General features: G+C 70.2%; 18 protein-coding genes. 11 read left to right on the top strand and 7 right to left on the bottom strand.

The window, feature by feature from the left end; all coding sequences use genetic code 11:
- Positions 1-359: 359 nt before the first annotated feature.
- Positions 360-3,785: an AsmA protein gene (locus tag MKK75_RS27495; protein WP_244045655.1), complete on the top strand. Its 3,426-nt coding sequence runs from the start codon at positions 360-362 to the stop codon at positions 3,783-3,785.
- A 10-nt stretch (positions 3,786-3,795) separates the two neighbouring features.
- Here MKK75_RS27495 and MKK75_RS27490 read toward each other — a convergent pair whose 3' ends face one another.
- Positions 3,796-5,943, bottom strand: a complete 2,148-nt coding sequence (locus tag MKK75_RS27490; RefSeq protein WP_244045654.1) for a S9 family peptidase — start codon at positions 5,941-5,943, stop codon at positions 3,796-3,798.
- A 193-nt stretch (positions 5,944-6,136) separates the two neighbouring features.
- Here MKK75_RS27490 and MKK75_RS27485 point away from each other — a divergent pair, with 193 nt between their 5' ends.
- The gene (locus MKK75_RS27485; protein WP_244045653.1) at positions 6,137-6,361 is read left to right on the top strand and encodes a hypothetical protein; all 225 of its coding nucleotides are present in this window, start codon (positions 6,137-6,139) and stop codon (positions 6,359-6,361) included.
- Positions 6,362-6,453: 92 nt separating this feature from the next.
- The gene (locus MKK75_RS27480; RefSeq protein WP_244045652.1) at positions 6,454-7,308 is read left to right on the top strand and encodes a DUF6456 domain-containing protein; all 855 of its coding nucleotides are present in this window, start codon (positions 6,454-6,456) and stop codon (positions 7,306-7,308) included.
- A gap of 13 nt (positions 7,309-7,321) precedes the next feature.
- Here the strand turns inward: MKK75_RS27480 and MKK75_RS27475 are convergent, their stop codons facing one another.
- The gene (locus tag MKK75_RS27475) at positions 7,322-7,750 is read right to left on the bottom strand and encodes a SufE family protein (protein WP_244045651.1); all 429 of its coding nucleotides are present in this window, start codon (positions 7,748-7,750) and stop codon (positions 7,322-7,324) included.
- Positions 7,751-7,831: 81 nt separating this feature from the next.
- Positions 7,832-8,854 (bottom strand): sensor histidine kinase, encoded by a 1,023-nt coding sequence (locus MKK75_RS27470; RefSeq protein ID WP_244045770.1) that lies wholly within the window; start codon positions 8,852-8,854, stop codon positions 7,832-7,834.
- Between the two features lie 448 nt (positions 8,855-9,302).
- On the opposite strand from MKK75_RS27470, the gene MKK75_RS27465 reads away from it, so the two are divergent.
- From MKK75_RS27465 to MKK75_RS27445, 5 genes are all read left to right on the top strand, one after another.
- Positions 9,303-9,941, top strand: coding sequence for a helix-turn-helix domain-containing protein (locus tag MKK75_RS27465; RefSeq protein WP_244045650.1), 639 nt, complete (start codon positions 9,303-9,305; stop codon positions 9,939-9,941).
- A complete protein-coding gene (locus tag MKK75_RS27460) occupies positions 9,910-11,214 on the top strand; it encodes a DNA-packaging protein (protein WP_244045769.1) in 1,305 nt (434 codons plus the stop codon). Before MKK75_RS27465 ends, MKK75_RS27460 begins: the two co-directional genes overlap by 32 nt.
- 404 nt (positions 11,215-11,618) lie before the next feature.
- Positions 11,619-12,800: a phage portal protein gene (locus tag MKK75_RS27455; protein ID WP_244045649.1), complete on the top strand. Its 1,182-nt coding sequence runs from the start codon at positions 11,619-11,621 to the stop codon at positions 12,798-12,800.
- Between the two features lie 153 nt (positions 12,801-12,953).
- Positions 12,954-13,439 (top strand): HK97 family phage prohead protease, encoded by a 486-nt coding sequence (locus MKK75_RS27450; RefSeq protein ID WP_244045648.1) that lies wholly within the window; start codon positions 12,954-12,956, stop codon positions 13,437-13,439.
- A gap of 26 nt (positions 13,440-13,465) precedes the next feature.
- Positions 13,466-14,758 (top strand): phage major capsid protein, encoded by a 1,293-nt coding sequence (locus MKK75_RS27445; RefSeq protein ID WP_244045647.1) that lies wholly within the window; start codon positions 13,466-13,468, stop codon positions 14,756-14,758.
- Between the two features lie 217 nt (positions 14,759-14,975).
- Here the strand turns inward: MKK75_RS27445 and dps are convergent, their stop codons facing one another.
- The 4 genes from dps to MKK75_RS27420 all read right to left on the bottom strand — a co-directional run bounded on the left by dps (position 14,976) and on the right by MKK75_RS27420 (position 19,130).
- Positions 14,976-15,956, bottom strand: coding sequence for a DNA starvation/stationary phase protection protein Dps (gene dps / locus MKK75_RS35905; RefSeq protein ID WP_279594170.1), 981 nt, complete (start codon positions 15,954-15,956; stop codon positions 14,976-14,978).
- Positions 15,957-16,288: 332 nt separating this feature from the next.
- A complete protein-coding gene (locus tag MKK75_RS27430; protein ID WP_244045646.1) occupies positions 16,289-17,482 on the bottom strand; it encodes an MFS transporter in 1,194 nt (397 codons plus the stop codon).
- A 1-nt stretch (position 17,483) separates the two neighbouring features.
- Positions 17,484-18,473, bottom strand: coding sequence for an inorganic phosphate transporter (locus tag MKK75_RS27425; RefSeq protein ID WP_244045645.1), 990 nt, complete (start codon positions 18,471-18,473; stop codon positions 17,484-17,486).
- A 15-nt stretch (positions 18,474-18,488) separates the two neighbouring features.
- Complete coding sequence (locus MKK75_RS27420; RefSeq protein WP_244045767.1) at positions 18,489-19,130, bottom strand: DUF47 domain-containing protein; 642 nt, start codon at positions 19,128-19,130, stop codon at positions 18,489-18,491.
- A gap of 514 nt (positions 19,131-19,644) precedes the next feature.
- Between MKK75_RS27420 and MKK75_RS27415 the strand changes: the two genes are divergently transcribed.
- The 3 genes from MKK75_RS27415 (at position 19,645) to MKK75_RS27405 (ending at position 22,656) form a co-directional block, all read left to right on the top strand.
- Positions 19,645-20,472, top strand: coding sequence for a DMT family transporter (locus MKK75_RS27415; protein WP_244045644.1), 828 nt, complete (start codon positions 19,645-19,647; stop codon positions 20,470-20,472).
- An 80-nt stretch (positions 20,473-20,552) separates the two neighbouring features.
- Complete coding sequence (locus MKK75_RS27410; RefSeq protein WP_244045643.1) at positions 20,553-21,992, top strand: phosphatase PAP2 family protein; 1,440 nt, start codon at positions 20,553-20,555, stop codon at positions 21,990-21,992.
- Positions 21,982-22,656 (top strand): MgtC/SapB family protein, encoded by a 675-nt coding sequence (locus tag MKK75_RS27405; protein ID WP_244045642.1) that lies wholly within the window; start codon positions 21,982-21,984, stop codon positions 22,654-22,656. The genes MKK75_RS27410 and MKK75_RS27405 overlap by 11 nt, the downstream gene beginning before the upstream one ends.

Raw genomic sequence — 22,656 nt, 5'->3', positions numbered from 1 at the left:
AGCATTAAACATCCTGCCGCCAAACCTGTTGCCAACCTCGCGCCAAGTTGACAATTTTTGCGACTATACCGGCAATGATACTAGTCTATTAAGTTGAATCTAAGTGCCTTCCGAGGTGCGATAATTCATGTCATGTCTCGCATTTCGGTCGGGCTTGGTGGGTAAATCGTACCAGTTATTTGCGAGCTATGAACCTTCCGTTCATACGAACAGCCGCGTCGCGTCGAAGCGACGAGGTTCTTGACCACGTAGATCCCCGCTGGCGCCCCCGGCCCCTGATCGTGCTATGGCCGGTGCGGTTTGCCCGCGGGGGCACGCGGGGGGCGGTCCCGCGCGGAAACGAGTGCGGAACGGGACCATTGCGTGATCTTCTGACCGCGCTGGCGGGCGCCGTCATCCTGGTTCTCGTGGCGGCCCTGGCCGTCCCGCCCTTCGTGGATTGGCAGGCCCATCGCGCCCTGGTCGACCGGGCGATCACCCGGTCGCTCGGCGTCCCGGCCCGGACCGACGGCCGGATCGAGGTCCGGCTCCTGCCCTCGCCGCGGCTGCGCGTCGACCGGCTGCACCTCGGGACCGATCCGGAACGCCCGACCCTCGATGCCCGGTTCGTCAAGGCCGAGGTCGCCCTGGCGCCGCTCCTGAAGGGCGAGTTCCGCTTCACCGAGACGCGGGTCGGCCGGGCCGAGATCAAGCTCCCGCTCGCCGGCCCCGATGCCCTGAAGCTGCCGGCCGATCTCGGCGCGTCCCTGCGCGGGCGCGATTTCGCCCTGGAGGCGCTGCACGTCCAGCAATTCCTCGTCACCACCCAGGTGCCGGCGACCGGACGGACCGATCAGTTCTACGCGCAGGACCTGACCCTCCAGGCCCCGGCCCTGGTCGGGCCCTGGCGCGTGGAGGGCACGAGCGGTGGCGTCCCGTTCCGGGCTGTCAGCGGCACCCCGGGGGCCGACGGGCGGCTCGCCGTGAAGATCTCAGGCGGCGGCGATGCCCATCCGCGGTTCGAGGCGGATGCGCGGTTCGGCCTCGTCCCGCAGGAATCCGGCCAGGCCGTCCAGGTGGAGGCCGAGGGCACCGCCCGCGTCGTGGTCGGTCCCCCGACCCAGGCGGCGGGGCCGTATCTGCCGTTCTCGCTGAGCGGGGCGTTCAAGGCCCGGGGCACGCAGGTGCGGTTCGAGGGGGTGGATCTCGCCATCGACCCGGGGGGGCGCACCCTGCGGCTCGGCGGCACCGGCCGGCTCGATCTGCGCCAGTGGCGCGCCGGCCTCAACCTCGAGGCCCGCCGCCTCGACCTCGACGCCTTCCTGGCCTCGACCGAGGGGCAGAACCTGATCGCCCGGGGCCTGCCGAACTGGGGCGGGGCGCTGCCGGCGATGCTCGACCTCGACCTCGCGGTGGGCAGCGCCGTGCTCGGGGGCGATGAATGGTCGAACCTCGCGCTCACCGGCACCGTGGAGCGGGCGGGGGGCTTGCTGCTGCGCCGATTCTCGGTCACAGGCCCGGCGGAGTCGACCCTCAGCGTGAGCGGGCAGGTCGAGACGGCGCCGTTCCGCCTGACCGGGCCGGTGGCGCTCGTTACCCCCGATTCGGATGCGCTCGGCCGCTACCTGCGCCGCCTCGGCGTGGAGGGACCGCTAATCGCGGTGCTCGACGGGCGCCGGATCGAGGCCGCCGCCGACCTCTCGGCCGACGCCGCGAGCCTGTCCCTGCGCAACCTGCGCCTCGCCCTCGGCACCGCCCGGATCACCGGGAACGCCCGCTACACCGCCGCGGAAGCCGGGGCGCGGGGCCGGTTCGACGCGCAGATCCGGGCGAACGGCATCGACGTCGCGGCCCTGCCGCCCCTCGGGACGACGCTCGGGACCCTGCGCGACCTCGACCTCGCCCTCACCCTGGAGGCCCGGGACGTCCGGTTCGGGACCATCGGCTCCGGCAACGGCACCATCGCGGCGAGCATCCAGACCGACGGCGCCAGCGTCGTGGTCGACAGCCTCGCGGTGACCGACCTCGCGGGGGCGAGCGCCACCCTCTCCGGCCGGATCGGCGCGGACGGGACCGGGCGCGTCTCGGGCCGCCTGAAGGCCCCGGTGGCGGCGCCGCTGCTCGGCCTGCTCGAACGGGTCTGGGTCGGGGAGCTGCGCCTGCTGCCGGCCTTCCTGAAGGACGCGCCCCTCGACCTTGCCGTCACCCTCGACCGGGAGGGCGGTGCCGCCGAGGCCCTGCGCACGCAGGCCCGGGGCAGCGCGGGCGGCGGGACCCTCGATCTGACGCTGGCGAGCCGCGGGACGCGGATCGAGGGCGGCACCGCCGCCTTGAGCACCGCCCGGGCCGGGACATGGTTCGGGCGCACCGACATCCCGGGCCTCCAGCAGCCCGCGGAGCTTCACCTGAACGCCGAGCGGCCGGACGGGTCCAGCCTCGCGGTCACTGCCAACGGGACGGTGGCGGGGTTACGGATCGCGACCGCGCGGCCGATCCTGATCGGCGCCGATGCGCTGCCCACCGCCGGCGTGGTCCGGGCCGATACGGCCGACCTCGCGCCCTTCCTGAGTCTGGCCGGCGCCGCGCGCCTGCGGCCCGGCGCGTGGCCGGCCGACCTCACCGTCACGCTCGCGCAGGACGCGGGTGCCAGCGCCGCAGCGGCCACCGGGCAGATCGCGGGGTCCGCCGTGAACGGGACGCTGCTGCGCGCGCCAGGCGGCGCCCTGCGCGGGCGCGTCGGCGTCGACCGGCTGTCCCTGCCGCAACTGACCGAGGCGCTCCTGCTCCCGCCGCAGGAGAACGGGCGGTTCGGGCCGCCGGCCCATCCCCCGTCCATCACGCTCGACGCGCGCATCGCCCAGCTCGATCTCGGACGCGGCCTCGTGGGCACGGACGCCGCCGTGGCGTTGGACCTGTCGGAGGCCAGCCTCGCCCTGCGGGACCTGACGGCCAAGCTCGGGGGCGGGCGGATCGCGGGCTCCGCCACGATCACCCGGGCGGGCGCCGGTGCGGCGATCTCGGGTTCGGGCACCCTGGAGGATGTGGCGATCACCGGGCTGGCCGATGGCCCGATCGGCGGGCGCCTGGATGCGGATCTGCGCTTCTCCACCGCGGCCGAAACGCTTCCGGGCCTCGGCGACGGCCTTTCGGGCAGCGGCACGCTGACCCTCAAGGACCTGCGCGTCCCGGCGGCCGATCCGGGGGCGGCGGGGCGTGCCCTGGCCCGGGCGGTGGAGATCGATGACCCGCTGCGCGAGGGGCGCCTGCGCGCGCTGGTCGCGGAGGAACTCGGCAAGGCGGCGGCGCAGGCGACCGGACCTGCACGCGCCGCCGTCACGATCGTGGGCGGGATCCTGCGGGCCGGCCCCGTCGACATCGATTTCGGGCCCGCCCGCTGGGCCGGCACGATCGGCTACGACCTGCGCAGCGCCCGCCTCGACGCCCGCGGGACGCTCGCCGGCGGTCCGGTCCCCCGGGGCTGGAGCGCCGGCCCACCGACGATCCAGCTCGGGCTTGCCGGGCCGCTCGCCGCCCCCGAGCCGGTGCTCGATGTCGGCGCCCTGTCGAACGGGCTCGCCGCCTTCGTGCTCCAGCGCGAACTGGAGACGATCGAATTGACGGAGGCCGATCAGGTGGAGCGGCAGCGCCGCCGTGCCCGGATCGAGATGGACAAGGTGCGCGCCGCGGCGCTGAAGGCCGCGGCCGAGAAGGCAGCGGCGGAGAAGGCCGCCGCCGAGGAGGCGGCGCGGCGGGCGCGGATGCAGGGCGAGGCCCAGCCGCCCGCGCCCGCCGAGGCTCAGCCCTGAACGGAGCGGTTCAGGCCCTCCCCACCGCCATCAGCGCGAACGCGTAGATCAGCGCGACCTCCTCCAGCCGGTCGAACCGGCCGGCGGCGCCGCCGTGGCCGGCCTCCATGTTGATCCGCAGGAGCACCGGGCCGCCCCCCGTCATGGTGGCGCGCAGCCGCGCGACCCACTTGGCCGGCTCCCAGTAGGTCACCCGCGGGTCGGTGAGGCCGCCGAGCGCCAGGATCGCCGGGTAGTCCTTGGCGGCGACGTTGTCGTAGGGCGAGTACGCGACGATCGTCCGGAAGGCGGCCTCGCTCTCGGCCGGGTTGCCCCATTCGGGCCATTCCGGCGGGGTGAGCGGCAGTTCGGCGTCGAGCATCGTGTTGAGCACGTCGACGAACGGCACGTCGGCCACGATGCCGGCGAACAGCTCGGGTGCGAGGTTGGCCACCGCCCCCATCAGCATGCCGCCGGCCGAGCCGCCATGGGCGACGATGCGCTTCTGCGCGGTGTAGCGGGCCGCGATCAGCGCCCGCGCGCAGGCGATGAAATCCGTGAAGGTGTTGGGCTTCTTCTCGCGCTTGCCGTCGAGGTACCAGCGCCAGCCCTTCTCGGTGCCGCCGCGGATATGCGCGATGGCGTAGACGAAGCCGCGGTCGACGAGGCTCAGCAGGTTCGTGCGGAACGCGGCCGGCATGAGCGTGCCGTAGGAGCCGTAGCCGTAGAGCAGGAGCGGCGCGCTGCCGTCGAGGGGCAGATCCCGCCGGTGCAGCAGCGAGATCGGCACCTGCTCGCCGTCCGGCGCGGTGGCGAAGAGCCGCCGGGTCACGTAGGCGGCCGGATCGTGCCCGCTTGGCACCGCCTGCCGCTTGCGCAGGGTCCGGGTCCGGCTGCCGCACGCGTAGTCCCAGGTCTCCGACGGAGTCGTCATCGACGAGTAGACGAACCGGATCGTCGCCGTGTCGAAGGCGTGGCCGGCGCTCAGGCCGAGGGAATAGGCCTCTTCCTCGAACGCCACGACGTGCTCGTCCCCGTTGTCGAGGTCGCGCACGACGATCCGTGGCCTGGCGTTCTCGATTTCCAATCGAATCAGGTGGCCCGTGAGCACGTGCAGGTGGCGGATCATCACCCCCGGCCGGTGCGGCACGAGGTCGGTCCAGTTGGCCCGGCCCGGATCGTCGACCGGCGCGGTGACGATCTTGAAATCCTCCGCCCCGTCCGCGTTGGTGCGGATGAACAGCCGGTCGCCCCGGTGCTCCACGCCGTAGATCAGCAGCGGCTCGCGCGGATGCACGAGGCGCAACGTCCCCTCCGGCGCGTGCCGGTCGAGCAGCCGGATCTCCGAGGTCTCGTGATCGCTCGCCGTCACGTCCAGGAAGGCGCCCGACTGCGTCTTGCCGATATGGACGAAGTAGCCGGCATCCGGCTCGGTATAGACCGTCTCGTCCGCGCTCTGGGCCGTGCCGAGGCGGTGGCGCATGACCTTGGCGGGCCGGTGGTTGGCGTCGAGCGCCACGTACCAGAAGCTCTCCCCATCCCCCGCCCAGACCGCCTCGCCGGAGGTCGCCTCGACCCGGTCGTCGCGGTCGAGGCCGGTGGCGATGTCGCGGACCCGGATCGTGTAGAGTTCCGACCCCTTGGTGTCGGCGCTCCAGGCGAGGCGGGCGTGGTCGTCGGAATGGACCGCGGCGGCGATCGCGAAGAACGGCAGGCCCTCGCCCTCCCGGTCGCCGTCGATCAGGATCGTCTCGTCCGGGTCCGGGCCGGATTCGGGCACCTCGGGCACGGTCGCCGGCCGCCGGCAGATCAGCGGGTGCTGCCCGCCCTCCCGGTGCCGGGCGTAGTAGGCGAACGGCCCGTCGGGCTCCGGCACGCCGCTCTCGTCCTCCTGGATCCGCCCACGCATCTCGGCCACGAGCCGCTTGCGCAGATCCGCGGTCCCGGCGAGCGCCGCCTCCGCGAAGGCGTTCTCGGCCTTCAGGTAGGCGGCGATGTCCTCCGGCAGCGCGGCGGGGTCCTTGAGGACCGTCTGCCAGTTCTCGGCCTTCAGCCACGCGTAGGGATCGGTGATCTCCTGCCCATGCACGCTGAAGCGCCGGGGCCGGGCCTCGGCCCTGGGTGCCTCCATCGGCGTACCGGTCTGCTGAGCCGGGAAGCCTCGGCCGATCTCCGTCATCGTGTCTCCCGTCGGATCCCGTCACGTGCGGGTCAGGGGATGTGTCCCGGCGGGCGGCGGGATGCAAGACGCCACCGCGCGGGGCCGGCATCCGACCCGCGCACCCCGCGGGACCCCATTCGGACCTCGAACGTTGAACCGCCGGCCGCGGCGCATCCGCGCGGGCGGTGCCGGTTCGAACCCGAGGTCCGACATGGTCGCAGCCCCCGATTCCAAGCCCGATTCGCAGGCCGATGGTTCCGACCCCGATCTGGAAGAGGTGAACGGCATCCTCGCGGACTGGGCCGCCCGCTCGGCCTCCACCAGCACCGAGCTGATCGATCGATTCGAGGCGATGGGCTACGAGGTCCGCGGCAAATCGGAAGACGAGATCGCGGATGTCCTGCGCCGACGTCCGGCCCGGCCTGCGGCAAACTAGCGGTGGATCGTAGGTAAATAAGCCTTGATTTTCACGATTGTCCTGACAGGGTATGCGGGCGCCGCTGAGCCACGCACTCACAGGAACAAAACATGAACATCAAGTCGGGAACGAGGCCCCGTGGTGCCGGCGCGACGAAGCCTGGGCGGGCCCGATCGGCGGATCTGCCGCCCGAGGCCGCCCGCCTGCTGGTGCGGCTCGGCGAGCCGGGCGCCTATGCGCGCCCCGACCCGTTCGCCGAGGACTCGCTGATCGTCCGGCGCGGCGGCGACGGCATTTCCGTGGGGAGCGGGCGCTTCACGGCGGCGTCCGGCCGGGCCCTCGCGGCGGCCGATCTGGCGGAACGGGATGCCGCCGGCACGCGGCTGACGATCACCAGCGCCGGGCGATCGCGCCTGCGCCGGCAGGCGGCGGGGGGCGAAGCCGCCTTCGCCGCCCAGCATCGCGTGCTCACCGTCGAGGCCGGCGACGACGCATCGGGGCCGGTCCTGCGCAACGCCGCCGAGAACCCGCTCGCCTGGATGGTGCGCCGCCGTGGCCGGGACGGCGTCCCGCTGATCGACGCGGTCTCCTTCGAGGCCGGCGAGCGGCTGCGGCGGGACATGAAGGCTGCCGCGCTGCTGCCCCGGATGGGCGGTGAATTCGGCGCGACCCGTGTCGATGGCGGCGGCCCGCGCGATCCGGCCTCGGCGGCAGACCACGTGATCGCAGCACGGCAGCGGGTGCGCGGCGCCCTCGACGCGGTCGGGAGCGACCTGTCCGGCCTGCTGATCGATCTCTGCGGCTTCCTGAAGGGCCTGGAGCGGATCGAGGTCGAGCGGCGCTGGCCGGCCCGGTCCGCCAAGGTGGTGGCGCGCATCGCCCTCGGGCGGCTCGCCGAGCATTACGGCCTGGAGCGGGAGGCCACGGGGCCGGAGCAGGCGCGCCTGCGCCTCTGGCGGGGATGAGCGCCGCCCGGCCTCACCCCTCCGCGGCGAGCCGGGTCGCGTCCCGGTGGATGCGCTCGGCCATCGCCCGCACGCCGTTCGACCGCTTCGACGTGACGTGGGAGCCGAAGCGGAGCTGCCGGAACAGGTCCAGCCCGTCGGTCTCGGCGGCCTCGCGCGGGGTCTTGCCGGTGTAGAGTGCCACCATCAGCGCCACGAAGCCGCGGACGATGAAGGAATCGCTGAAGCCCTGCAGCCTGACGCGCCGTTCCGGGCCGGAGCCCTCGGCCGCCGTGTCGATCCAGACCTGGCTCTCGCAGCCATGGACCCGGTTGGCCTCGGTCCGCAGGGGATCGGGCATCGGCGGCAGGGCGCGGCCGAGTTCGATCAGGTATTCGAGCCGCATATCGTCGTCTTCGACGATCTCGAAATTCTCGATGATGGTGTCGATCGGGGGCAGCATGCTGGTCCGGATCCGGGTCGCGTCCGCGTCGCTATAGGCCGTCCGCGCCGTCGTGGCGACGGGGCCCAGAGACGCGGTGGGTCATTGCACGGCGGCGGTCGGCGGCAGGGTCAGCCTCAGGGGATCGGCCGGGCTGGCATCGCCCGAGACGGCGATCTCGGCCTGCGCCGCGTAGGCCGCGATGAGCCGGGGGCCGAGCTTGGGGACATTGGGCCGTCCGGAGGCCGCCATCTCGCTCACGCCGGAGACGATCGAGACGCGCAGCGGCAGCCCCGCCGCGGCATCCAGCCCGATGCTGATGGCGCAGGCGACGTGCTCGGCGGTGGCATCCAGGCACTCGGCCACGATCTCGGCCACGATCATGCCGAGGGCGTTGGCGGTGCGCGGCTCCACGAGCCCGTTGCCCGAGCCCTCGACCTGAACGCTGATCCGGCCGGCGCGCCGGAGCTGGCCGAGGCCCGAGGCCAGGCGGTGCAGGTAATCCCGCAGGTCGATGGAGGCGATGTGCGGCGCCTCGTGGAGGTGCTGCTGCACCAGGGCGATCGCCCGGACCCGCTGGCCCAGCGCCTCGAAGCTGCCGCGGCAGGCATCCGGCGCCGCCCGGCCGTACAGGCCGATCAGGCTCACCATCACCTGCAGGTTGTTGCGGACGCGGTGGTAGACCTCGGCGAGCAGCGTCTCCTTCTCGGCCAGCGCGTGCTCGATGTTCTCTTCGGCGTGCTTGCGATCGGTGATGTCGAAGCAGGAGCCGAGATAGCCCTGAAACCGCCCATCCTCCATCAGGGGGCGCGCGGTATCGAGCAGCCAGCGATAGACGCCGTCGTGTCGGCGCAACCGGAACTCCACGGTGAACGGCTCGCGCGCCTCGAAGGCCTGCGCGACGATCCGCGCGTGCCGGTCGAAATCCTCGGGGTGCAGCCCCTCGCGCCAGCCGAGACCGAGTTCCGCCGCGAGCGGACGCCCGGTGAATTCCAGCCAGCACTCGTTGTGGTGGATCGCGTGGCCCTTCTCGTCCGAGCGCCACATCATCAGCGGGACGACGTCGGCGAAGCGCCTGAAGCTGTCGCTCAGCGCCGCCTCGGCGCTGCCCTGCGCCGGAGCCATGTCGGAACCCCCCACGGGACCATCGTCCTGCGGCGCAGCCGTTCCGGACCCTGGTGGCTGTCCGACCATACTCGGTTCGACTCGCTTCGACGCGCTGTGGGGGTGAGAGGACCGTGTGGAATGCGCCCGTCAACGTGTCGACCGGGGCGCCGTTCCGGTCTTCAGCCGCCTTTGGAGCTGTCATTCACAGGGATGGGATGATTGATCCCCCGCGAGACGTAGGCCGGCGCACGGAATGACGCCGGCCGGTGCGATCGGGCGGACCGTCGCGGCATCCGATCGGATGAAGAAGGACAGGGACGCGGCTTCGATCCTGACGGACCGCCTCCGTTCCTCCGGGGACCGGCCGGAATTCCTAAAGTGCGCCGATTTAGGAATTAAGGCTTGACACCGGCGCGCTCCTGGGCTATCACCCAGGCACGGTCGAGACGTGTGCGGAGAGACGGCGATGCCGTTATGCGCTGCCCATCCCGCCGAGCGACGCGCTGCGGTGCTGCAGCTCCTGCGCGAGACCGACCTGCCGATCACCGAAATCGCCGCCCGGACCGGGATCAAGCCGCGGACGATCAAGTCGTGGAACGCCCGGGACGGATGGCCGCGGCCGCCGCACTGGCATTCCGTCTTCCTGCGATGGTCGACGTCGCGGCGTCAGGCTGTGGCCCGGCTCCTGAGCCAGCCGGGCAACGATCCCGCCGACATCGCGGCGGCTCTGGGCTTCGGGCACAGCCGGACGGAATGCTTGAGCGCGGCCATCCGGTTGACGCCGCTGACGCAGTCGACAGCGGGCGATCCAACGCCGACGATCGACGCAGCGAACCTGCTGACGCACCTGCGCGCGCACATCGCCCGGCAGATCGCCGCCTACGATGCGGCGTTGAGCCAAGAGGGTGTCGCGCTCGCCGAGTCCGCCCGGATCCTGCGCGACCTCGGCGGCCTGAAGCGGCTGCTCGACGAGATCGATGCCGAGGGCGCCTGCGGCGCGACGGGGGAGGGCGGCGATGACGGCAGCGAACGCGACCTGCCCGCCCTCCGCGCGGAGATCGCGCGACGCTATGATGGCTTTGTCGGCCGCGGGGCGCCTGCCTGACTTCCTCGCGACCCTGCCGCCCGAACTGCTCCGGGCCCTCGACGCGGATTGGCTGCACCGCGCCCGCGCTGACCAGCTCCCGCCGGCCGAGACCGGCCCCTGGACGACCTGGGCGGTGATCGGCGGCCGCGGCAGCGGCAAGACCCGCACGGGGGCCGAATGGGTCGATGCCCTCGCCCAAGGCGATCCGGCCTTCACGCCCGAGCCGGTCGGGCGCATCGCGCTGGTGGGCGAGACGCATTGCGACGTGCGCGAGGTGATGATCGAGGGTCCCTCGGGGCTCCTGAGCCTGCCCCGGCGCGGCCGATCCCGGCCCGTCTGGTCGCCGAGCCGGCGCCGCCTCGAATGGGGCAACGGCGCCGTCGCCCAGGCGTTCTCGGCCGAGGAGCCGGACGCGCTGCGCGGCCCGCAATTCGGCGCCGCATGGTGCGACGAGGCCGCCAAGTGGCGCCGGCCGGAGGCCGCCTTCGACATGCTGCAATTCGGCCTGCGCCTGGGCGCCCGGCCGCGCAACCTCGTCACCACCACGCCGCGGCCGGTGCCGCTGATCCGCCGCCTGCTCGCCGACCCGCGCACCGTGGTGAGCCGCGCCCGCACCCGCGACAACGCCGATCATCTCGCACCCGATTTTCTGGAGCGCGTCGTCGGGCGCTATGCCGGCACGCGCCTCGGCCGCCAGGAACTCGACGGCGAGCTGATCGAGGACCGCGACGACGCCCTGTGGGACCGCGGGAGCCTCGAAGCGGGCCGGGTCGCCGACGCGCCGGATCTCGGGCGGATCGTCGTGGCGGTCGATCCGCCTGCGACCTCGGGGGCGCGCTCGGATGCCTGCGGGATCGTGGCGGCCGGCCGCGCCGGGGGCCGCGCCTTCGTGCTGGCCGATGCCAGCCTGTCCCGGGCCACCCCGCAGGCCTGGGCCGGGGCGGCGCTGGCGCTCTACCACCGCCTCGCCGCGGATGCCCTGGTGGTCGAGGTCAACCAGGGGGGCGAGATGGCGGCGGCCGTGCTGGCGCAATGCGATCCGGCGGTGCCGGTGACCCGGGTCCACGCCACGCGGGGCAAGTACCTTCGGGCGGAGCCGGTCTCGCTGCTCTACGCCCGCGGCCTCGTCCACCATGTCGGGGCGTTTCCGGCGCTGGAGGACGAGCTGTGCAATTTCGGGCCGGACGGCCTGTCCGGCGGAGCCTCGCCTGACCGGCTCGACGCCCTGGTCTGGGCGCTGACGCACCTGATGCTGGAGGTGCGGGCGGAACCGCGGATCCGGCGTCTGTGACGCGATCGGCCGCACGGCCCCAAAACAATGCGGCGCGCCTCCGTGGGAAGCGCGCCGAGAGGCGGTTCGTGGTCTCAGGAACGAACTGCATCCTGTATACACGATATCGTGTGCTTCACTGTGGCGCCGGTACAACGGTCACCTGCGCAGCGCCGCGCGCACCCGTCTTTTCCCCTGTTCCGGCAGCGCGTTCCGGCCCCGTCAGGCTCCGCAAGGCGCTGGGCCTGTCGGTGAGCGCGCCGATCGGGGCTCAGCGGGCGAAATCCTGACGCCGCCGGGCTTCGACCGGGCGGGGCTGTCCTCGGCCAGACCCGAAGCCGCGCCGATCCCCGCCGGTCGGCCACGCCCGGCTGCGCGGACAAGCGGCCGCGCATCGCAAGATCCCAATCCAGGACCGAACCGCCATGTCGACCCTTCTCGAACGGCTGGCGCGGGTGACCCGCCGCGACGCGCGCGAGGCGGCCCCCGCCACCAAGGCCGCTCCGGCCTTCGCGCTCTACGCCGATGGCCGGGCCTGCTGGACGCCCCGCGACCCGACGGCGCTGGCGCAAGCCGGCTATGCGCGCAACCCAGTGGTCCACCGGGCGGTCCGGCTGGTCGCCGAGAGCGCCGCGAGCCTGCCGCTGATCGCCACCGGACCGGGCGCCGATCGGGGGAGCGATCTGCTGGCGCTGCTCGCCCGACCGAACCCGCGGGAGAGCGGCGGGCATCTCCTGGAGACGACCTACGCCGACCTGCTCCTGACCGGGACCGCCTATCTGGAGGCCGTCACCCTCGACGGCCGGCTCGCGGCGCTGCAGGCCCTCCGCCCGGGGCGGATGCGGATGCTGCCGGGGTCCGACGGCTGGCCGGCGGCCTACATCTACACCGTGGGCGGGCGCAGCCGCCGGTTCGATCTGCCGCCCCCCGGCGCCCCCGAGGTGGCGCCGATCCTGGCCCTCAGCCTGTTCAATCCGGAGGACGAGACCGGCGGCCTCGCGCCGATCGAAGCGGCCGCGACGGCCCTCGACATCCACAACGCCGCGAGCGCCTGGAACAAGGCGCTCCTCGACAACGCCGCCCGGCCCTCCGGGGCGCTGGTCTTCGCGGGGGCGACGCTGTTCGAGCCGCAATTCGACCGGCTGAAGGCGGAGCTGGCGGCGAATTACCAGGGTGCCGCCAATGCCGGCCGGCCGCTGCTGCTGGAGGGCGGGCTCGACTGGAAGCCGCTCGGTCTGTCGCCCCGGGAGATGGATTTCGTGGAGGCGAAGAACGCGGCGGCCCGGGAGATCGCGCTCGCCTTCGGGGTTCCGCCGCTGCTGCTCGGCCTGCCCGGGGACAACACCCACGCCAACTACGCCGAGGCCAACCGGGCGCTCTACCGCCAGACCCTGATCCCGCTGGCGCGCCGCACCGCGCAGGCCCTCGCGGTCTGGCTGGAGCCCGCCTTCGGGCCGGTGGATCTCGAACCCGACCTCGACCGGATCGAGGCGCTGGCGGGCGAGCGGGAATCCCTGTGGCGCCGGGTGCAGGCGGCGGATTTCTTGGCGATCTCCGAGAAGCGCGAGGCGGTGGGCTATCCGCCGGAGAGGCCCGGCGGGGCCTGACGAAGCGCCGACGCTCTCCCTCCCCCCTCCACGGGGGAGGGTGGCTCCCGACCCCGGCTTCGCAGGGGCGGCCCGCCCCCGCAGAGGGAGGAGGGAAGGCGCGCCCGCGGATCAGACCGCCTTTTTCCCAAAACGACGCCCGAGGACTCATCCATGGATGGCCACTTCACCGGCTATGCCAGCGTCTTCGGCGTGCCCGATCTCGGCCGCGACGTGGTCGTGCCGGGCGCCTTCGCGGCGAGCCTCGCGCGCCAGGGGCCGGCCGGCGTGCGGCTGCTGTTCCAGCACGACCCCGCCGAGCCGATCGGCCGCTGGCTCGCCCTGCGTGAGGATTCCCACGGCCTGTTTGCGGAGGGGCAGCTCAACCTCGCGGTGCAGCGCGCCCGGGAGGTCGACGCGCTGCTGCGCGGGGGCGGGCTCGACGGCCTGTCGATCGGCTTCCGCACCGTCCTCGCCCGCCGGAGCGCGGGCGGCGAGCGTCGGCTGCACCGCGTCGATCTCTGGGAGATCTCTCTGGTGACCTTCCCGCTCCAGCCGAGCGCCCGGGCGAGCCCCGGTCCCGACGCATCCGATGTGCTGGCCGCGGAGATCCGCGGCCTCGCCCGGCGGATCGCCCCGACATCCGCCCCGCGGCCCTGACTTCACCCCCGATCCAGAGGTTTCCGATGCACGCCGATACTCCCCGCGCGCCCGCCGCCTACGAGACCAAGAGCGGCCTCCCCGATCTGGAGGACAAGGCCGTCCGGCCCGAGGGCGCCCCGGTCCGCTCCGCCCTCGACGAACTGTCGGCCGCCTTCGCGGCGTTCAAGGAGACCAACGAGAGCCGCATCCATCGGATCGAGGGCCGGCTCGGCACCGATGTGCTCACCGAGGAGAAGCTCGCCCGGATCGACGCGGCGCCGGACGCCGCCCGCACCCGCCTCGACCGGATCAACCTAGAGCAAGCCCGGCCGCCGCTGGGCCAGCCGGGGCCGCGGATGGATGCCGGCGCGCAGGAGCACAAGGCCGCCTTCGACCTCTACGTCCGGGCCGGCGAGAGCGCAGGCCTCAAGCGGCTGGAGGCCAAGGCCCTCTCGGCCGGCTCGGGGCCGGACGGCGGCTACCTCGTGCCCGACACGATCGAGCGGACCGTGCTGACGCGCCTCGGCGAGATCTCGCCGATCCGGTCCATCGCCAGCGTGCAGCAGATCTCGGGGGCGCACTACAAGCGCGCGGTCTCGGTGGGCGCGCCGGTGACCGGCTGGGCGGCCGAGACCGCGCCGCGCCCGCAGACCGACGGGCCTGCGCTCTCGGAGATCGTGTTCCCCGCCATGGAACTCTACGCCATGCCGGCCGCCACCCAGACGCTGCTGGACGACGCCGTGGTGGATCTCGACGCATGGCTCTCGGCCGAGATCGAGACCGCCTTCGCCGAGCAAGAGGGCGTCGCCTTCGTGGCCGGCAACGGCGCGAGCCGCCCGCGGGGTTTCTTGAACTACGACACGGTGGCCAATGCGGCCTGGGTGCCGGGCAAGCTCGGTTTCGTGGCTACGGGCGCGGCCGGGGCCTTCGCATCAACCAGCCCGGGGGACGTGCTGTTCGACCTGATCTACGGGTTGCGGGCGGGCTATCGCCAGAATGCCGGCTTCGTGATGAACCGGCGCACCCAGAGCGCGATCCGCAAGTTCAAGGACAGCGAGGGCAACTACCTCTGGCAGCCGCCGCTCGCCGCCGGCCGGCCCGCGACGCTGATCGGCTTCCCGGTCACGGAGGCCGAGGCGATGCCGGATCTCGCCAAGGACAGCCTGTCGGTGGCCTTCGGGGATTTCCGCCGGGGCTATCTGGTGGTCGACCGAACCGGGATGCGCGTGCTGCGCGACCCGTATTCGGCCAAGCCCTACGTGCTGTTCTACACCACCAAGCGCGTGGGCGGCGGGGTGCAGGACTTCGACGCGATCAAGCTGTTGAAGTTCAGTTGAACCGCCTCTCCCCTTCCCTGGCGACCCCGGGCCTGCCCGGGATCGCTTCAGCTTGCGGGGCTGTGCCAGGGGTGGGGGCGATGCAGGGGGCACCATATTGCCCGACCCTGACGACCCCCGCCCCAGCGCCATCCCTCAAGGGGGAGGAGAGGACGCGCCGGCGAACGATGCGAAAACATCGTCGCGTCGGCGCGGAGGGCGCGTGCGTGATGCGCCCTCAGCGCCCCGCATTGCCGTCACGCAGGGCGCCGGTCGGCTCCTGCACGTGGGCCTCGAGGAACCACAGCTGCTTGTCGACGGCGCGGGAGATCTCGGTGAACAGGTCGGCCGTGTCGGGATCGCCCGCCTCGTCGGTCTCGTCGATGTTCTCGCGCACCGCGTTGGCGTAGGCGGCGTAGCTGTCGATCAGCGCGGCGATGTGGTCGGCGATGGCGTAGATGCCACTCGGGTAGGCGGGGAGCTTGGTTGATCCCACCACGACCTGGGTCGAGCCGAGGGCGGTAGCCCCGAGCTGCACCGCCCGCTCTGCGACCTTGTCGTTGAGGTCGTCCATCTCATCGCGGAAACCATCCAACATCAGGTGGATGCCGATGAACGAAGGCCCTTTGAGGTTCCAGTGCGCCTGCTTGATCGCCAGGGCGAGGTCGATGCCGTCCGTCAGCCGGGCGTTGAGCGCTGCGATGGAGACTGCCTTAGCGTTCGAGGGCGTGTTGTTGCACGTCTCGTGAGGCCGCGGAGTGTCGCTGATCGTCATGGTGCTGTTCCGCTCTGTCAATTGCGGAAGTGCATCCACCTTCACCCGGTTCCCGCTGGCTTCTCGTCCCAACGTTGACTTAACCGCGCCACCCATCCGACGTGAACCGTTCCGGCCATGCGTGCCGCAGCGAGCAGTGCCGATCGAGAACCTGAACAAGCCCGGACGCCTCAGCCATTCTGAGATAGCGGTGATGCGCATGCATGCCACACACGGCTTCGCCATGCTCATCACCAGTGGATCCTCGCACGCCGCGGTCAGCGTGACGCTGCGGCTGGTGCGGTTGAGGAGGCGGACGCCTAGGCGCGCCTCCATCGCCTTGAGCGCGTGGCTGAGCGCAGAGGCGCTGACGCCAAGCTCCAAGGCCGCCCTCCGGAAGCTGCGGTGGCGCGCGATGGTCAGGAAGGTCCCGAGGTCGGCCAGTTCGGCTCGATTGATCCGCATTGGGGCAGTGGAATGTCTGCTAGCGGGAAAGCAATCCGTATCGCGTCATGACCGGGTTGGGTCGATAGGGGGCGATCCGCTTTTCCCGCGGCAGTTCTCCAAAGCGGACAGGCCGCTTACGGCCAGCTTCAGTTGCGTTGGCGGGCACCTCAGAATAGCTGGGTTGGGTGGATTTCCGCTCGTCCGCTCTCGGGTGACACCGCATGGAAGCGGACAGCATCACGGGTCCCGCTCCCGACCCTTCGCGGAAGCTCAGAAAGTCCGCTTTCGGGCAGCCTGATCAGGAAACCTTCGCGTCGATGCCTCGCTCAGGCACAACCAGCTGAGCAGGATCATCGGACCCGCCACAGAGCGACGACCATACCAAGGTTACTTAGAGCTAAGCCGACGAGCAGCACGAACAGAGCGTCCACCCCGCCGCGCACGAGCACGAACGCACCGAGCGACGGAGCAAGCGCTTGAGCGACCAAACCCGGTCTGGCTAACCTGCCTACCAGCACAGCGTAACGCTCGGGACCAAACAAGACGAGCGGCACCGTCCCGCGGGCGATCGAGTAGATCCCGTTCCCGCTCCCGTAGAGGACCAGCCACACGCCCAAGCCCGGTATGCCAGCGGTCAGCAACCCTATCCCGAGAGTGATCAAGCTCAGGGCAGCCGTCAGCGTCCACAGCGGATGGTGCCGCCCCTTGTTGGACATCTCGATCACGCGGGCCGCAACCTGTGCCGGACCGATGAGCGCGCCGTAGGAGATGGCCGAGGTCAACGGTACACCGCGTGCCTGCAGCAACGCCAGCAGGTGTACCGATACGATCGACATGACCGCGCCACCGAGCACCAGCACGCCCGCGAACAACAGGAACAGCCGCCTGTCCACCGGGAACGGAGCGTCCGTGAATGCTGCGGAGCCAAGCGTCTCGCGTTGCGTCTGGACAGACGGAATAAGGGTAAGCACCAGCGGCAGCGTGAGCACGAGATGCAGCCCTGCGTAGGCCAGACACGTTCCCCGCCAGCCGATCTGGCCTACGAGGAAGCCTGACAGTGGCCAGCAGATCGTGCTGGTGAACCCGCCCCAGAGCGTCAGGGTGGTGATCGCCGGCCGAGCCTCCGCACCGTAGAGTCGACCGAGCGTAGCGAAGGCGGGATCGTACAGGCCGCAACCCATGCCCAATCCCATCACGAGCCAACCAGCCAAGTAGACCGGCAGGCCGGGCGCCATGGCGACTATCGTCAAGCCGGACGTGAGCAGAAGCGCTGCAAGGATCAGCACCGGCCGGCCGCCGCGGCGGTGGATGGCTGCCCCGACGTAAGGCGAGGCGAATGCCGCCACCAATAGACCGAGCGTGAGGCCGCCGACCACCCCGGCCAGCGGCCATCCGGTGTCCCGCACGATCGGCCCGGCCAGGACGGCGGGCAGGTAGAACGAAGACCCCCAGGTGAGGATTTCCACCACCCCCAGCGCGCTGACAACGACCAGCCGACGTCGGCCGCCCGCATCGTACCGCTTAAGAGATGGCTTGAGGTCCACCTTACGGCAGCGCTAGGCCGGACAGGCCGTAGACCAGGGCCGCGACCAGACCGGCGGCTGGCATCGTGATGACCCAGGCGACCACGATGCCCTGCGCCACGTTCCAGCGCACCGCCGAGACCCGCCGCGCCGCGCCGACACCCACGATCGCCCCGGTGATCGTGTGGGTGGTCGAGACGGGGATCCCGAACGCGGTCGCGGCGAACAGAGTCAGTGCACCGCCTGTCTCGGCACAAAAGCCCTGCATGGGTGTCAGCCGCGTGATCTTCGATCCCATCGTGTGCACGATGCGCCAGCCGCCGAGCAGGGTGCCGAGCGCCATCGCGGTCTGGCATGACAGCACCACCCAGAGCGGCACGTGGAACCCGCCACTCTCCTCGCCGTGGGCGTAGAGGAGCACGGCGATGATGCCCATGGTCTTCTGAGCGTCGTTGCCGCCATGCCCGAGGGAGTAGAGCGAGGCCGAGACGAACTGCAAGTTTCGGAACAGCCCGTCCACGGCGACCGGCGTGGAGCGCACGAAGATCCACGATACTGCGAGCACGAGCATCAGCGCGAGCATGAAACCCAGTGCAGGCGAGAGCACGATGGCGGCGCTCGTTGTGATGACACCCGGCCAGACGATCGCGCCAAGCCCGGCTTTGGCGACGCCGGCTCCTAGAAGGCCGCCGATGAGGGCGTGCGAGCTGGAGGACGGGATACCGGCATACCAAGTGAGCAGGTTCCAGGTAATCGCCCCGCCGAGCGCGCCCAGGATCACGCGGTCGTTCACCACGGTGACGTCGATGATGCCGGAGCCGACCGTGCCGGCGACGTGCAGGCCGAAGACCAGGAAGGCCACGAAGTTGAAGAACGCCGCCCAGAACACCGCGTAGCGCGGCGCAAGCACTCGGGTCGACACGATGGTGGCGATCGAGTTGGCGGCATCGTGCAAGCCGTTCAGGAAGTCGAAGAACAGGGCGACGGCGATGAGGGCAATCAGGAGCGTCACATGTGGCTCGCTGGCTCAGACGTGTTCGACGACAATGCTGCTGATCTGGTTCGCCACGTCCTCGAACCGATCCATGACCTTCTCCAGGTGATCGTAGAGTTCGGACCCGATGAGGAACGCCATCGGATCCTGTCGGGAGGCCCTGAACAGAGCCTTCACGCCAGCATTGTGCAGGTCGTCCGCGCGACCCTCCAGCTGGATGACGCGCTCGGTCAGGGTGTTCAGCGTGGTGGCGTTCTCACCCAACACCCGCAGCTTCGGGAGAGCCTCGGCGACCACGCTCGCAGCCTCTTGGATTACGCTGCCCATCTCACGCATCGCTGGCTCGAAGGCCGTCACCTCGAACAGCTGAACGGCCTTGGCGGTCTTGAGCATCTGGTCGATGGCATCGTCGAGCGAGGTGACCAGGGCTTGGATGTCGCCGCGGTCAAACGGCGTGATGAAGGTGCGGCGGACCGCCAGGAGCGCGTCCCGGGTAATCGCGTCGGCCGCGTCCTCGTGGGCTGCGATGGCAGCGCACGCCGCCGGAATGTCCTGCGTGCCGTCGAGCAGTGCCCTGAGCGCGGCCGCGCCATCGACGAGCGTGGCAGCATGGCGCTCGAACAGGTCGAAGAAGCGGTCCTCCTTCGGCATGAGCGCGCGAAACCAAGCCAGCATGCGAAGTCCCGGTTTTGAGGGGCGATGGTCTTGTGACCACGGTCGTGCTTGACGGCATATCATGACAGCTGAGGATGCGTGTGCATCAATCTCGCGAGCCATCGGGAATTGCTGTTCGGATGGCGGAAGGTGCGTTCTGAGGGTCAGGGCGCGGCCGCTCAAGGCTTCGCGAACGCCTCCATGGCCTCTGAGCGACAAGCCGCCTGTGTCAAGTTTTCTCACACGAGCGTCAGCATTAGTCGTTTGCCGGCATCACCGAGGGTCGGCATCCTGTGCGTGAACGATGCAGGAAACAGGTTGACTCTCGCATCACAGCTTACCTCGTCTCCAGCAGTCGCTCCGTCACGGGACGCATCACGCTGGGCGGCAGTCGCAGGCGCCGTGACCGCGCTGGCCGTCGTCCCGATCATGCTCGCCCTATCGCCACATCTCGCGAAGAGAGCGACCGTTCAGCAGTCTCTATCGCGCTGATTGGGCCTACCCGGCATAGCACTGACAATCCTGAGCCGCTTCCATGAGCCCGTTCGTCCTCGCTTACGTGATGTGCGCCGCGATCCTGCACGCAAGTTGGAACGCGGTGCTCCGCGGCGGTGATGACCGGCTCTGGTCGATGACGCTGATGATGATCGCGGTCACTTGCGTCACCGCAATCGCAGCGGTGTTCGTGCCGTGGCCCCACGCGGCGAGCTGGCCCTACGTGATCGCCTCGGCCATCATCCACACCGGCTACAACCTTTCCCTGGTGCGGACCTACCGCGTCGGTGATCTCGGGCAGACGTACCCGATCTCACGCGGGTCCTCACCCGTTCTGGTCGCCGTGGGCGCGATGATCTTCGCCCACGAGGCCATCAACATCGTCTCTACCATCGGCATCGTCTTGGTGTCCGCCGGGATCATCACGCTGGCTTTCCAGGGCAAGGGCCTCCGAGCCGACTTCCTCCCCGCCGCCCTCACCACGGGCGTTCTGATCGGCGCCTACACCGTCGTGGACGGCATCGGTGTTAGGCTAGCAGGGAGCAGCGTGGCCTACACGAACAGCATGTTCCTTCTCTGGAGCCTCACGATGCCGCCCATCTTCTACCTGATGCGCGGCAAGCCCCCGGCCTACACCAGGGTGCAGACCGTGATGGCGCTTACCGGCGGCCTCGTCTCACTCCTGGCCTATGGCATCGTCATCTGGGCCATGCAGTACGACGCGATGGGCGTGGTGTCGGCGCTGCGCGAGACCAGCGTGGTCTACGCCGCCATCATCGGGCGCGTGTTCCTCAAGGAGACGCTGACCGCGCGTCGGATCACATCCTGTCTCGCCATCGCCATGGGCGCGGCATGTCTGGCCTGGTAAAGGTCGATTTTCACGAGGGTTTGCGGACGGAGCGCATCCACCCCTATTCGCCGCAGATCCAACAGCGCTAGGCTCATCCGATGAGCAGACTCGCCGAACACCTCCTCATCTTCGTCCTAACGCTGGTCCCACTCCGCGCGCAGGCACAATCTCCGCCTAACATCGCAGCTCTGACCGGGCTCGCGCCCGTTGCCGCGCTACCCAACTCACCCGAAGGCAAGGCGGCTTTGGCCGCGAACCTGAAGATCACCGGCGATATTCAAATCGGCGCACTCCAGCAGCCACTCCTCATGTCGTTTTCGGAGCAGCAGAAATTTGCGCTGCGCGACAGCTTCATCACCGATGGCAATGCCACTGAACTCGCCGATGGCCTCGGATCGAAACTCGGCGCTGCCTATCAGGAGCGAGCACAGTATAAGGATACGAGGACGTTCGCTAGTATATCCCCATCAATCTCAGATCTTATAGGGTACACGAACAACATCACCAAATCAGACTCAAACGCGGGCAAGTATTTTTTTGCCAACGCGACGACGAACGGTAAGACGCCAGTGTCCGAGGCGGCGACTGCAATCCTCACCGCCAACGGTGGCGTCACCGATGTGTTCGGCAAGGCCTATGGACGCCCGGCCGGCAGCCAGGGAGCCGACGCCTATGGTAATTCCCGACCGTTCCAGACCGAGCCACGCCTGATCGCCTTCCGCGGCGAGGACTATTTCGGCCGCCCCTCACACAGTCTCGATTGGCTTCGCGGCCCCAACCAGAACCTGTTCGACAGTCCCTCCTACCCGAGCGGCCACACGACCTACGGCTACACCGAGGCGGTGGTCCTCGCGATCCTCGTGCCCGAACGCTATCAGCAGATGATCGCCCGGGCCGCCGAATACGGCAACGACCGCATCGTCGTCGGTGCACACTACGCGATGGACGTGCTCGGGGGCCGGGCCACGGCCCTGCACGCCGTCGCCCATCTGCTCGCCAACGATCCAGCCTATGTGGGGCAGACCCGCAAAAACCCCGCCGTCCTCAACGAGATGAGCCATGGACCTGACAAGGAGATCGTCGTCACCGACTATACCGTAGCGTTGAAGGCGGCTCGAGCCGATCTCGACGCGTTCCTGAATGGCGCTTGCGGCGACACCATTGCGATCTGCGCCGCAGCCGACAACGGACGCTTCAAGGACCCAACGGCAAACGAGGCCCTCTACAACGCTACCCAGACCTACGGTCTGCCAGTCGTGCACCAGAGCACAGCCGACATGAAAGAGGATGTCGGCAAGATCGCCCCGGAGGCCGGCCATCTCCTGACTGCAGCCTTCCCCTCGATCACGCTTGCCGAAGCGAATGCGATCCTGACTGAGACGCAGGGACCCGGCGGCGGCTTTCTGGACGATGGCTCAAGCTTTGGCGTGTACTCGCGTCTCAACCTCTACGCGGCCGCAGGCCGTGCAGCGGCACTGGCCGCCAACAGGGTGAGCACCGAGGCGAGCGCCCCATCGCGGACACGGCATGATCGGTAACGTTGAGATCATCGCACGTCTCCTCCTCGCCGCCGTCCTCAGTGGCCTGATCGGCGTCGAGCGCGAGCGCCTGCTGTGGGCGGCAGGGCTGCGTACCCACATGCTCGTGGGCGTCGGCGCCTGCCTGATCATCATCGTCTCGGCCTTCGGCTTCGGTGATGTGCTCGGCACCAAGAACGTCGTGCTCGATCCCGCTCGTATCGCCGCTCAGGTCGTGTCCGGCATCGGCTTTCTCGGTGCGGGCACGATCCTGCTGCGCGGAGAGGTCGTGAAGGGCCTCACCACGGCGGCGAGCCTCTGGGCGGTAGCGGCAATCGGGCTCGCGATCGGCTGCGGTCTCTACGTCGCCGGGATCGCCACCACCGTCATCCTGCTCGCAATCCTGGCCGGGTTGAAGCCGCTTCAGGAGCGCTACCACAACCGCCTCCAGGTTCAGCCGCTGCGCGTCCTGGCCGAGGCAGGACGAGTCACGTTCGACACGGTTCGCGAGATCGCCGGTAATCGTGCGTCGCGCATCCGCCAGTTCGTCGTGCAGCGGGCGGCCGACCCGGATCAGGACGAGATCCTGATCTCGTTCGCGCGTCTCTCACGCCAGTCGGTCACCGAGATTGCCCGCGCGCTGCGGGCATGTCCCGGCGTCATGAGTGTCGAGGAGCAGCTTTAG

The organism is Methylobacterium sp. J-030, from assembly GCF_022829545.1.
In the GTDB taxonomy this organism is placed as follows: Bacteria; Pseudomonadota; Alphaproteobacteria; order Rhizobiales; family Beijerinckiaceae; genus Methylobacterium.
This window is presented reverse-complemented; position numbering and strand designations above follow the sequence as displayed.